Genomic DNA, 12206 nt, shown 5'->3' with positions numbered 1-12206 from the left:
ATGGAACCGCGCGGTTCTCGGGTCAACGGATCGGCGCAGATTGTTCCGTACCTTGGCAGGCGCCCGGGCCGCAGTGCTCGCGGGGCCAATGCCGGCCGTGCCCGCGCCATTTCATTCTTCGGAACGTTTTTGGCCGCGCAATTGTTTCGGGCCGGCCGCCGGCGCAGCATCTCATCGTTTTCCTTATCTTTTTCAGGCGCACCGACATGATTCGCGATCAAGAAACGCTCAACGGCCTGCTCGACTCCATCGCCCGGTTCGTGCGCGAGCGGCTCGTGCCCAACGAGGAGCTCGTGGCCGAAACCGACGAGATTCCCGACGACATCGTCGCCGACATGAAGGCGCTGGGCCTGTTCGGCCTGACGATTCCGGAGCGCTTCGGCGGCCTCGAGCTGACGATGGAGGAGGAGGTGCTGGCGGTGTTCGAGCTGTGCCAGGCTTCGCCGGTATTTCGCTCGCTGCTCGGCACGACCGTGGGCATCGGCTCGCAAGGCATCCTGTTCGACGGCACGCCCGAGCAACAGGAGAAGTACCTGCCGCGCCTCGCGACCGGTGAGCTGATCGCCTCCTTCGCGCTGACCGAACCGGAAGCCGGCTCCGACGCGGCGTCGTTGCGCACCACCGCGATCCGCGACGGCGACGACTACGTCGTGAACGGCACCAAGCGCTTCATCACGAACGCGCCGCATGCGGGCATCTTCACGCTGATGGCGCGGACCAACCCCGACGACAAGGGCTCGGGCGGCATCTCGGCGTTCATCGTCGATGCGAAGTCGCCCGGCATCAGCTTCGGCAAGCGCGACAAGAAGATGGGACAGAAAGGCGCCCATACCTGCGACGTGATCTTCGACAACGTGCGCGTGCCGGCCGCGAACCTGATCGGCGGCAAGGAAGGGCAGGGCTTCAAGACGGCGATGAAGGTGCTCGACAAGGGGCGCATCCATATCGCGGCCGTCTGCGTGGCCGTGGCCGAGCGGATGCTGTCGATGGCGCTGGCCTATGCGATGGAGCGCAAGCAGTTCGGCAAGCCGATCGCCGATTTCCAGCTCGTGCAGGCGATGCTCGCCGACAGCAAGGCCGAGATCTACGCGGCGCGCTGCATGGTGCTGGACGCCGCGCGCCGGCGCGACGACAAGCTGCCGGTCAGCACCGAGGCGTCGTGCGCGAAGCTGTTCGCGTCCGAGATGTGCGGCCGCGTGGCCGACCGCGCGGTGCAGATTTTCGGCGGCGCCGGCTACATGGCCGAATATGCGATCGAGCGTTTCTATCGCGACGTGCGACTGTTCCGCATCTACGAGGGCACGACGCAGATCCAGCAGATCGTGATTGCGCGGAACATGGTGCGCGACGCGCAATAAGGCGCGGTGCGCGGCCTCGCCATTTCAAAATCAAAACCTCAATTTCAGAATTGAACGAATTTTGAAACCGCCTTTGAACGCTCTCCACGCGAGTCGGGGCTCTCCGCTGGAGATCCGATGTGGCCTGCTTTTTGCGTGATCGAACCTCGACGCATTCGGCGCCCGCCGGTCGCGCAGGCATTCCCTGAGCCGGACGGGCCTGACCGAAGAGCGAAAAGCTTCTATCAACGTAAGGTGATGCAATGACTGGCTACCCAAAGCGAAATGGCGTACCACAGGACGATGCGCACGGGCTCGGGCACGAGCGCGGGGCGGCACGCGTCCGGGCGACGCCGCAGCCCGGCGACCGGCCGCGCGATGCGAACTGGGCGTGGGCGCGATCCGGGGCAGGATACGACTGGATGGATCACGCACCGCTTTTCGAGCACCGCGACTGAAGTCGTGGCGGGCCGCGTCGTGGCGCGTGGCCGCCCTGTGCCGATAGACGACCGGCCGGCCGGTCTCCTTTTTGTCTGCCCGGTTGGTCGGCTGGATGCTGTTCGTCGTCGCGCCGTCGATAGCGGTTATCGGGCGATATGACGACGATGTCGACTGGCGAAAGCCGGGACGAAGCAACCCCGTGTGACCGACGCGACGATCCGTCGCCGCCCCGTGAATCGGACAGGCGGAGGAAGGCGCGTCGGCGAACCCTCATTCAACCATTCACATCCATGGCTGCCGTGACGCCTACCCCCATCCAGTCCATCCTGATCGCGAACCGCTCGGAAATCTCGATTCGCGTGATGCGTGCCGCCGCCGAGCTGAACATGCGTACGGTGGCGGTGTATTCGAAGGAAGACCGCCTCGCGCTGCATCGCTTCAAGGCCGACGAGAGCTACCTGATCGGCGAAGGCAAGAAGCCGCTCGCCGCCTATCTCGACATCGACGACATCCTGCGCGTCGCGCGCCAGGCCAGGGTCGACGCGATCCATCCCGGCTACGGCTTCCTGTCGGAGAACCCCGATTTCGCGCAGGCCGTGATCGACGCGGGCATCCGCTGGATCGGCCCGTCGCCCGACGTGATGCGCACGCTCGGCAACAAGGTCGCGGCGCGCAATGCGGCGATCGCGGCCGGCGTGCCGGTGATGCCGGCCACCGCGCCGCTGCCGGACGATCTCGACGCGTGCAAGGCGCTGGCCGCCGAGGTCGGCTATCCGCTGATGCTGAAGGCGAGCTGGGGCGGCGGCGGGCGCGGCATGCGCGTGCTGGAAAACGCGCAGGACCTCGAGACGCTGCTGCCGGTCGCCCGCCGCGAAGCGCTGGCCGCGTTCGGCAACGACGAGGTCTACGTCGAGAAGCTCGTGCGCAATGCGCGGCACGTCGAAGTGCAGGTGCTCGGCGACATGCACGGCACGGTCGTGCATCTGCACGAGCGCGACTGCACGGTGCAGCGCCGTAACCAGAAGGTCGTCGAACGTGCGCCGGCGCCGTATCTCGATCGCGACGGCCGGCACGCGCTGTGCGAGGCGGCGCTGCGGCTGATGCGCGCGGTCGGCTATACGCATGCGGGCACCGTCGAATTCCTGATGGATGCCGACACGAACCAGTTCTACTTCATCGAAGTGAACCCGCGCATCCAGGTCGAACATACGGTGACCGAAATGATCACCGGCATCGACATCGTGAAGGCGCAGATCCGCATCACCGAGGGCGGCAGGATCGGGTTGGCGGAAGACGTTGCGGACAGCGACGGCGCGATCGTCGAGCGCGCGGCCGGCGTGCCGGCGCAGCAGGACATCCCGCTGAACGGCCATGCGCTGCAATGCCGGATCACGACCGAGGATCCGGAGAACGACTTCCTGCCCGACTACGGCCGGCTCACCGCCTACCGCAGCGCGGCGGGCTTCGGCGTGCGGCTCGACGCGGGCACCGCGTACGGCGGCGCGGTGATCACGCCGTACTACGATTCGCTGCTCGTCAAGGTCACCACGTGGGCGCCGACCGCGGCCGAATCGATTCATCGGATGGATCGCGCGCTGCGCGAATTCCGCATTCGCGGCGTCACGTCGAACCTGCAGTTTCTCGAGAACGTGATCAATCATCCGGCGTTCGTCGCCGGTGACGTGACGACGCGCTTCATCGACAGGACGCCGGAACTGCTCGCGTTCGCGAAGCGCGGCGACCGCGCGACCAAGCTGCTGCGCTATCTCGGCGAGCTGAACGTGAACGGCAACGCGGAGATGAACGGCCGCACGCTGCCGGCGCTGCCGTTGCCGAAGCCGGTGCTGCCGAAGGTCGATACGGCGCGGGCGATTCCCGCCGGCACGCGCGACCGCCTGCGCGAACTCGGCCCGGAAAAATTCGCGCAGTGGATGCTCGAGCGCAAGCAGGTGCTGCTGACCGACACGACGATGCGCGACGCGCACCAGTCGCTGTTCGCGACGCGCATGCGCACGGCCGACATGCTGCCGATCGCGCCGTTCTACGCGCGCGAGCTGTCGCAGCTGTTCTCGCTCGAATGCTGGGGCGGCGCGACCTTCGACGTCGCGCTGCGCTTCCTGAAGGAAGACCCGTGGGAGCGCCTTGCGCAGCTGCGCGAGCGCGTGCCGAACATCCTGTTCCAGATGCTGCTGCGCGGCTCGAACGCGGTCGGCTATACGAACTATGCGGACAACGTCGTGCGCTTCTTCGTGAAGCAGGCCGCGAGCGCGGGCGTCGACGTGTTCCGCGTGTTCGATTCGCTGAACTGGGTGCGCAACATGCGCGTCGCGATCGACGCGGTCGGCGAGAGCGGCATGCTCTGCGAAGGCGCGATCTGCTACACCGGCGACCTGTTCGACGCGTCGCGCTCCAAATACGACCTCAAGTACTACGTCGGCATCGCGCGCGAACTGCAGCAGGCCGGCGTGCACGTGCTCGGCATCAAGGACATGGCCGGAATCTGTCGTCCGCAGGCAGCCGCCACGCTCGTGAAGGCGCTCAAGGAGGAAACCGGACTGCCCGTGCATTTCCATACGCACGACACGAGCGGCATCGCTGCGGCCTCGGTGCTGGCCGCGATCGGCGCGGGCTGCGACGCGGTGGACGGCGCGCTCGACGCGATGAGCGGGCTCACGTCGCAGCCGAATCTGTCGAGCATCGCGGCGGCGCTCGCCGGCAGCGAGCGCGACCCGGGGCTCGATCCCGATCGCCTGCACGAGGCGTCGATGTACTGGGAAGGCGTGCGCCGCTATTACGCGCCGTTCGAATCGGAGATTCGCGCGGGCACCGCCGACGTCTATCGGCACGAGATGCCGGGCGGCCAGTACACGAACCTGCGCGAGCAGGCGCGCTCGCTCGGCATCGATCATCGCTGGACCGAGGTGTCGCGCGCGTACGCGGACGTGAACCGGCTGTTCGGCGACATCGTGAAGGTCACGCCGACCTCGAAGGTGGTCGGCGACATGGCGCTGATGATGGTCGCGAACGACCTGAGCGTGGACGACGTGCGCAACCCGGACAAGGACATCGCGTTCCCCGAGTCGGTCGTGTCGCTGTTCAAGGGCGAGCTCGGCTTTCCGCCGGACGGCTTCCCGGCGGAACTGTCGCGCAAGGTGCTGAAGAGCGAACCGCCGGCGCCGTACCGCCCCGGCGATCAGCTTCCGCCCGTCGATCTCGACGCGGTGCGCGTGCAGGCCGAGGCCGCGTGCGAGCAGCCGCTCGACGACCGGCAGCTGGCGTCGTACCTGATGTATCCGAAGCAGACGGTCGACTACTACGCGCACGTGCGTGCGTACAGCGACACGTCGGTGGTGCCGACGCCGGCGTTCCTGTACGGCCTGCAGCCGCAGGAGGAGGCGGCGATCGAGATCTCGCCGGGCAAGACGCTGCTCGTGTCGCTGCAAGGGCAGCACGCCGATGCGCAGGACGGCATCGTGAAGGTGCAGTTCGAGCTGAACGGCCAGCCGCGCTCGGCGCTCGTCGAGCAGAAGACGGTCGTGCAGGCCGGCAAGGAACGGCACGGGCTGCAGCGCGCCGATCCGGGCAACCCGCTGCACGTGGCCGCGCCGATGCCCGGTTCGGTGGTGACGGTGGCCGTGCAGCCGGGCCAGCGCGTGACGGCCGGCACGACGCTGATCGCACTTGAAGCGATGAAGATGGAAACCCACATCGCGGCCGAGCGCGACTGCGAAATCGCGGCCGTGCATGTGAAGCCCGGCGAGCGCGTCGCGGCGAAGGATCTGCTGATCGAGCTGAAGGGCGCGGCGTAACGCGGGCGGTGGCGGCGCGGCGGATCGCTGTCGCGCCGCGCCGTCAGGCCTTTTCGGTATTCGTCTGACGTTCCGTACTTTGATTCGTCGTGCCGCGCATGTTCCGTCTCGAATTGAGCGGAAAAGCACCGTCCCGGACTGCGGGCGGCGGGTTCTCGTGCTGCAGGCTGTTTCAAAGTACGGAACATATCGCCACTACAATTGACGTGTTTCCCGGTTGGCTTCTCTAATGAAGCCATCGGACGGTCGCATGCCGCGCGCGCCGCCACCCGGCGTGGCGGGCCGCGCTGACCGACCGGTACACGCAAGTTCACGGCCGCTTCCAGAGCCGGATCGAGACAAACGGAGCCATCGATGTCGCCGCAGTCGAACCGGGCAGCGCTGCCCCTGTCAGGACAGGAAAACGCGGGTTGGCACGAGGGGCCCGCCGGAGACAGCGAGCGTCCGGAAGGCGGGCCCGCGTCCGGCGCGATGGTCGTTCCGCTCGCGCGCAGCCTGGCGATCCTCGCCGCGTTTTCGCCGCACGAGCCGTGGCTCGGCAATCAGGAACTCGTGATCGAGACGGGCATCCCCGCACCGACGGTGTCGCGGATGGCGCGCTCGCTCGTCGCGCTCGGCTATCTCCACTATTCGCCGCAGCGTCGCAAGTATCGGCTGGCCGCGCCCGTGCTGTCGCTCGGCTATGCGGCGATCGCGCATTCGAACGTGCAGCTGCTGGCGCGGCTCGAGATGCAGGCGTTCGCGAACGCGAACGAAACCTACGTGATGCTCGGCACGCGCGACCGCCTCGACGTGATCGTGCTGGAGACGTGTGCGGGCAAGCCGGCCTCGGTCGATCTCAAGCTCTATGCGGGCACGCGGCTGCGCATCGCGTCTTCGCCGATGGGCTGGGCCTTGCTGGCCGCGCTGCCGGAACTCGAGCGCTTCTACCTGCTCGGCAATATCGAACGCAAGACCGGCCGCGACTGGCCGACGCTGCGCCGCCGCATCAGCGAAGGCATTTCCCAGGTGCACAACGTCGGCTACTGCATGTCGCTCGGCGAATGGGAGCCGGACCTGACGATCCTCGCGGTGCCGCTGGTGGTGCAGGATCACACGCCGCTCGTGCTGGCCTGTGTCGGGCGCAGCGCCCGGCTCGGGCGCGCGCGCGTCGAACGCGAACTCGGGCCGAGGCTGGTGGCCGCGGCCCAGCATCTGCAGGAGCAGGCGGTCGTGACCGACTGACACGCCCATGAATCGAACCGACAAGCAACATGGCGTCACGCTGACCGTCGAGCGCGGGCTCGAGGTGCTGCATGCGTTTCGCGCGGCGCGCGCGCCGCTGTCCAACGCGGAACTGGTGCGGCGCACCGGTCTGCCGAAGGCGACGGTATCGCGGCTGACCACGACGCTGATCTCGATCGGCTACCTGCGCCGGGTCGGCGGCGGGCGGCAGTTCGAACTCAGTGCCGGCGCGTTGAGCATCGGCCACGCGTATCTGGAAGCCAATGCGGTCACGCGCCTCGTCGCGCCCGTGATGCAGAAGCTCGCCGACAAGCTGAACCTGTCGGTTGCGCTCGCGGTCCCGCATCGGCTCGACATGGTGTATATCGCGTGGCGCGCAAGCGCGCGGATCGCGACGCTGCGGCTCGGCGTCGGTTCGCTGCTGCCGATGGCGACGACCGCGGTCGGGCGCGCCTATCTGTACGGGCTGCCGGAAGCGACGCGCGCGCCGTTGATGGCCGAATTGCTCGACGCGGCGGGCGACGATGCGCCCACCGTGCGCGAGAACCTCGATGCGGCATTCGAGGATCTGCGGCAGTCGGGCGTGTGCATGTCGGTCGGCGAATATCAGCGCAACGCGTACGGCATTGCGCTGCCGATCGTGGTCGGCCGCACGCAGACGCTGATGGCGCTGAATTGCGGCGCAGTGGAACTGGAGCCGGACATGGCGGCGATCCGCGAGCGCGTGACGCCGGAACTCAAGGCGGCGGCCAGGACGCTGTCCTTCATCCTGAGCGACGTCGACTGCGAGCCTTGATGATGATCGGATTCAGTGTGCCCATGTCGTCGTTATGACTAACTAATGGTAGTTCCAATCGAAATGTATGGTACCGCTAACCGGAGACGTGGGATGCAGGCGCAACGCGACGGAAGAAACGCAGGCGACCGCTCGGCAGCCGATGTGGAAACGCTTGAGCGCATCGCCGCCGAGCGCTTCACGTGCCGCGCCTATTTGCCGGACGCCGTGCCGACCGACGTGATCGAGCGCATCGTCGAGATCGCGAAACGCGCGGCGTCGTGGTGCAACGTGCAGCCGTGGCATGCGATCGTCACGTCGCGCGACACGACCGAGCGTTTCCGCGCGGCGCTCGTTGCGCATGCGGCGCAGCATCCCGGCATCGACGCCGACATGCCGTTTCCGGACGAATATCGCGGCGTATACGGCGAGCGTCGGCGGGAAGTCGGCTATGCGCTCTATGCGGCGCTCGGCATCGCGCGCGACGACCGCGCGGCGCGCGAGCGACAGGTTGCCGAGAACTTCCGGCTGTTCGGCGCGCCGCATGTCGCGCTGCTGACGATCCCGGCCGAGCTGGGGCCTTACGCGGCGCTCGATTGCGGCGCGTTTGTCGCGTCGTTTCTGCTGGCGGCGCGCGCACACGGCGTCGCAACCACCGCGCAGGCGGCGCTTGCGCATCATGCGCGGTTCATTCGCCGCTATTTCGGCATCGGCGACGAGCGCCGGTTCGTCTGCGGCATCGCGTTCGGTTATGCGGACACGACGCATCCGGCCAACGCGTTCCGCTCGACGCGCGCCGCCACCGCGGACGTGATGCAGATGGTCTGACGCACGCCGTTCCCGTCGATTCGCGGCGTGCGAACGCATGGCGCGAGCGAACGGCCCGATCGACGCATCCGACCGGCAGCCACGCATGCCGGCGCCCTAAAGAGGAGACAACACGATGACTGGAACGAACCCCACGCCCGGCCCCGCGCTGGCGGTCGTGCAGGCCGCATGGAACGCGGCGGCGCGCGACTGGAATGCCGATGCGCTGACCGGCGTCTACACAACCGATGCACTGTTCTTCGGCGGCCGGCCCGGTCACGCGGCCGGGCACGACGCGATTCGCGCGTACTTCGCGTCGTACGAAGGCGTGATCCGGTCCGCGACGCTGGAACTGGTCGAGCAGCAGTTCATCCGGTTCGGCGACGACTGCTTTCTCGCGCAGGGCTTCGGCGAATTCGCGTTCGTCCTCGGCGACGGCACGACGTCGCGCTCGCGTCTGCGCACGACGCTCGTGATCGCGGCGCAGCAGCACGAATGGAAGATCCGCCAGCACCATTTCTCGGCTTCGCCGGAAACGCCCCCGATCTGAGGGGATTCGCCCGCGCGGGCGTCGGGCGCCCGCATACTGGGCGCCTTACTCCGTGCCGACGTGACGCGCGAGAAACTGCTCGGCGGCGCGGCCGAACACGTCGTTGCGATCGCCGGCGACCATGTGTCCCGCCGCGGCGACGTTCACGTATTCGGCGTGCGGGCACAGCTCGAGAAACTCGCGCACGCCCGCTTCGCTGACCACGTCGGAACTGCCGCCGCGCACCAGCAGCGTGGGCAGCGCGAGGTTGCGCGCGCACGCGCAGAAGCGGGCATGACGGGCGGCCAGGTCGGTCGTTCCCGACAGAAAGCGCGGATCCCAGTGCCAGTGATAGCGGCCGTCGTCGCCGAGCCGGACGTTCTTCGACAGGCCGGCATGATTGCCCGAGCGCGAACGGTGCGAGCGATAGCGGCCGATCGCGTCGGCGACTTCGTCGAGCGAGCCGAATCCGTCCGGGTTCTGCTGCATGAACGAACGGATGCGCGCGACGCCGGCCGGCTCCGTGTACGGCACGATGTCGACGAGGATCAGCGCACGCGCGTCGAGCTTGCGTTCGCCGATCGCGACGAGGCTCGTGCCGCCGCCGAGCGACGCGCCGATCAGTACCGGCGGGCGACGCGCGCCGAGCACATCGACGACGTGGCGCAAATCCCGCACGAACGCATCCTGACTGTAGTCGCCGTCGGCGCTCCAGTCCGAGTCGCCGTGCCCGCGCGCGTCGAAGGCCACTGCGAAATAGCCGGCGCCGCCGAGCAGCGCACCGGTGCCGCCCCACGCATGACGCGTCTGGCCGCCTCCGTGCAGCAGCACGACGAGCGGGGCGTCGGGATGGCCCCATGTGTCGGCGGCGAGCCGCACGCCGTCGGCGGTACGCCACAGATGCATCGGCTCGGGAGTGCCGGGAAGGCGGCGTCCCGGCCTGGCCGGGGTGCGCGCAACGGATTCGCTGGATGGCGTCATGGCTGAACAATGATGGAGTGGCGGAGCAGGGCGGATGCGGCGCACGGTTCGCCGCGCCTTCAAACTTCGCCGGTGCGCGCATGCGTGTCAACGCGGCCGGCTGCGGCGTTCCGTACAGTGAGCGTGCCGGCGACGCGCGTCGCTGCGGCTGCGCGCGGCTGGCCGCGCGATGTCGGCCGGCAAGCGAGAGATTCAGGCAAGCCCGCGGCCGCCGCGCCGCGCGACGGGTCGTCCCGCCAGGGTTGCGGTTCGCTGGCTCGCGCCATGAAAATACGCTACCCTGTCAAACATTAGTTTTGTGTCACAGGGCGGCAGGCGAGAGGATCAGGCAGTACCCGGGAGACGGAGACACGCCGCCGGCCGCCGTCGCGCGCCGGAACGGCAACGGGGCGATCGCTCGCGCGGCGTTTTTCACTTCATCGAGATTCTTGACAACAGCGGACGGCGGATACACGAACGTGCGAAAGCGAAATGTAAATCCCAGCGCGGATACCCGGGAAACCTTGCTGCGGCTGGCCGCGCGCTCTTTTGCGACGCAGGGCTATGCCGCGACCACGATGCGCTCGATCGCGGACCAGGCCGGGATCGAGGCGGCCAGCATCTACTATCACTTCTCGTCGAAGGAAGAACTGGTCGACGTCGTGATGGAGCACGGCGCGGACAGCATCGTGCAGCACATCAACGAGCATTTCGACGCACTGCCGCCCGATGCGACGGCCGAGGCGCGCTTCAAGGCGGCGCTGCTCGGGCAGATGAGCGCGCTGATCAAGTTCGGCGACTACGCGCTCGCGCACGGCCGGCTGCTGACCCAGTTGCCCGAGAAGGTGCGGGAGCGCCAGGTCAAGCGGCGCGAACGCCATCAGCAGCTGTGGACGGCAGTGTTCGACGGCTTGCGCGCAGAAGGCCTGCTGCGCGAGGACGTCGATATCGCGCTGTGCCGCGTGTTCGTGCTCGGCTGCATCAATTCCGTCCAGACCTGGTTCGACCCGAAGAAGGGCTCGCTGGAAAAGGTCGCCGATCAACTCAGCGCGATGTTCTTCGAAGGCGTGAAGCCCGCGGCAGGCGCGAAGCCATCGGCCGCCGCGAAGCCTGCCGCGAAAGCGAAGCGCAGCACCCGCAAGAGCGAACTGGCCGCCTGATCGGGCCGGCGCGACGTGCCGGCTGGCACGCTCACGCGGCGGCGCGATGCCGCAGCGCCCGGTCGCGCGGCATCCGGCGCTCGAGAAAATCGAGCACGGCATGGCCGAACAGGTCGTTGTGTTCGCCTGCGCCCGTATGGCCGGCATTCCGCACGTCCGTGTGTTCCGCATGCGGGCACAGGCTCAGGAATTCGCGGGCGCCGGCCTCGCTGACGATGTCGGAGTCGGCACCGCGCACGAGCAGCGTCGGCAGCCTCAGGCGGCGCGCGGCGGCTGCAAAGCGCGCATGGCGGCGCGTCAGGTCGCGCGGCCACGCGAGAAAATGCGGATCCCAGTGCCAGCGATATTTCCCGTCGTCGTAGCGCAGGCTGCGCGCGAGGCTTTCCTCGCTGAGCGCTTGCGGCGGATGCGCGCGATAGTGGCGGATCGCGTCGGCCGCCTCGTCCGGCGAGCCGAAACCGTCCGGCTGCTGACGCATGAACGACTGCAGGCGCAGCGCGCCGGCCGGTTCGACGAAGGGCGCGATGTTGACGAGCACGAGCGCCGCCGCATCGACATAGCCTTCGCCGACGGCAAGCAGGCTCGTTCCTCCACCGAGCCCGGCGCCGACGAGGATCGGACGTCGGCCGTCGAACATCGCGGCCACCCGCTCGAGGTCGCGGATCATCGCGCCCTGGCTGTAGTTGCAGGTCGGCGACCAGTCGGACTCGCCATGACCGCGCGCGTCGAACGCGATCGCGTAAAAGCCCGCCGCGCCGAGCAAACGGCCCATGCCGCTCCACGCGTGCCGCGTCTGCCCGCTGCCGTGCAACAGGATGACCGGCGCGCCGTCGGGGTCGCCCCATGATCGGCCGGCGAGCCGGAGCCCGTCGGTGCTCGTCCACGTATGCCGGATGCCGGTCGGCCCGGCCGCATGCGTTCGCGTCGTCATTGCATTCTTCATGATTCGATTGCATTCGCGTCGCGGGGCCGCCCTTCGTCGAGCCGCAGCGCGGCGCCCGCGATCCGTGGTCCTTGTCCACCGGCGTTCGGCTGCGACGCCGGCATGCCGTCCGTGCCGGACAGGTCTGCGCACGGTTTCGCCTACGTTCGCCGCGGCGGGCAATCGAGTCAATCGCGGCGGCCGGAATGTTCCGTACTCCGGCCGGACGACGGCGGTGACGC

At 68.1% G+C, this 12206-nt stretch carries 9 protein-coding genes; 7 read left to right on the top strand and 2 right to left on the bottom strand.

Annotation, left to right across the window (positions count from 1 at the left end; genetic code table 11):
• Window positions 1–206: 206 nt before the first annotated feature.
• From WS57_RS17090 to WS57_RS17065, 6 genes are all read left to right on the top strand, one after another.
• On the top strand, window positions 207–1358 hold the full coding sequence (locus tag WS57_RS17090; RefSeq protein ID WP_009692199.1) for an acyl-CoA dehydrogenase family protein: 1152 nt from the start codon (window positions 207–209) through the stop codon (window positions 1356–1358).
• A 710-nt stretch (window positions 1359–2068) separates the two neighbouring features.
• Window positions 2069–5587: a pyruvate carboxylase gene (locus tag WS57_RS17085; protein ID WP_069244589.1), complete on the top strand. Its 3519-nt coding sequence runs from the start codon at window positions 2069–2071 to the stop codon at window positions 5585–5587.
• A gap of 354 nt (window positions 5588–5941) precedes the next feature.
• Entirely contained in the window at window positions 5942–6811 is an 870-nt protein-coding gene (locus WS57_RS17080; RefSeq protein WP_038454906.1) for an IclR family transcriptional regulator, read from the top strand.
• 7 nt (window positions 6812–6818) lie between these two features.
• Window positions 6819–7607 (top strand): IclR family transcriptional regulator, encoded by a 789-nt coding sequence (locus tag WS57_RS17075; RefSeq protein ID WP_059601677.1) that lies wholly within the window; start codon window positions 6819–6821, stop codon window positions 7605–7607.
• 93 nt (window positions 7608–7700) lie between these two features.
• Entirely contained in the window at window positions 7701–8414 is a 714-nt protein-coding gene (locus WS57_RS17070) for a nitroreductase (protein WP_059601675.1), read from the top strand.
• Window positions 8415–8529: 115 nt separating this feature from the next.
• Window positions 8530–8943: a YybH family protein gene (locus tag WS57_RS17065; RefSeq protein WP_009692206.1), complete on the top strand. Its 414-nt coding sequence runs from the start codon at window positions 8530–8532 to the stop codon at window positions 8941–8943.
• 45 nt (window positions 8944–8988) lie between these two features.
• Here the strand turns inward: WS57_RS17065 and WS57_RS17060 are convergent, their stop codons facing one another.
• On the bottom strand, window positions 8989–9828 hold the full coding sequence (locus tag WS57_RS17060; protein WP_009692207.1) for an alpha/beta fold hydrolase: 840 nt from the start codon (window positions 9826–9828) through the stop codon (window positions 8989–8991).
• A gap of 578 nt (window positions 9829–10406) precedes the next feature.
• Between WS57_RS17060 and WS57_RS17055 the strand changes: the two genes are divergently transcribed.
• The gene (locus WS57_RS17055) at window positions 10407–11042 is read left to right on the top strand and encodes a TetR/AcrR family transcriptional regulator (RefSeq protein WP_009692208.1); all 636 of its coding nucleotides are present in this window, start codon (window positions 10407–10409) and stop codon (window positions 11040–11042) included.
• A gap of 31 nt (window positions 11043–11073) precedes the next feature.
• Here WS57_RS17055 and WS57_RS17050 read toward each other — a convergent pair whose 3' ends face one another.
• A complete protein-coding gene (locus WS57_RS17050; protein WP_063837284.1) occupies window positions 11074–11973 on the bottom strand; it encodes an alpha/beta fold hydrolase in 900 nt (299 codons plus the stop codon).
• Window positions 11974–12206: the final 233 nt, after the last annotated feature.

It is taken from the genome of Burkholderia pseudomultivorans (genome assembly GCF_001718415.1).
GTDB lineage: Bacteria > Pseudomonadota > Gammaproteobacteria > Burkholderiales > Burkholderiaceae > Burkholderia > Burkholderia pseudomultivorans_A.
The sequence above is the reverse complement of the archived record's forward strand: the minus strand, read 5'-3'. Positions and strand labels throughout refer to the sequence as shown.

What these genes read in the sequence shown, in the direction of transcription:
- WS57_RS17075 (WP_059601677.1), top strand. Translation starts at nt 6,819, where the DNA reads ATGAATCGAACCGACAAGCAACATGGCGTCACGCTGACCGTCGAGCGC.
- WS57_RS17065 (WP_009692206.1), top strand. Translation starts at nt 8,530, where the DNA reads ATGACTGGAACGAACCCCACGCCCGGCCCCGCGCTGGCGGTCGTGCAG.
- WS57_RS17060 (WP_009692207.1), bottom strand. Translation starts at nt 9,828, where the DNA reads ATGCATCTGTGGCGTACCGCCGACGGCGTGCGGCTCGCCGCCGACACA.
- WS57_RS17090 (WP_009692199.1), top strand. Translation starts at nt 207, where the DNA reads ATGATTCGCGATCAAGAAACGCTCAACGGCCTGCTCGACTCCATCGCC.
- WS57_RS17070 (WP_059601675.1), top strand. Translation starts at nt 7,701, where the DNA reads ATGCAGGCGCAACGCGACGGAAGAAACGCAGGCGACCGCTCGGCAGCC.
- WS57_RS17080 (WP_038454906.1), top strand. Translation starts at nt 5,942, where the DNA reads ATGTCGCCGCAGTCGAACCGGGCAGCGCTGCCCCTGTCAGGACAGGAA.
- WS57_RS17085 (WP_069244589.1), top strand. Translation starts at nt 2,069, where the DNA reads ATGGCTGCCGTGACGCCTACCCCCATCCAGTCCATCCTGATCGCGAAC.
- WS57_RS17050 (WP_063837284.1), bottom strand. Translation starts at nt 11,973, where the DNA reads ATGACGACGCGAACGCATGCGGCCGGGCCGACCGGCATCCGGCATACG.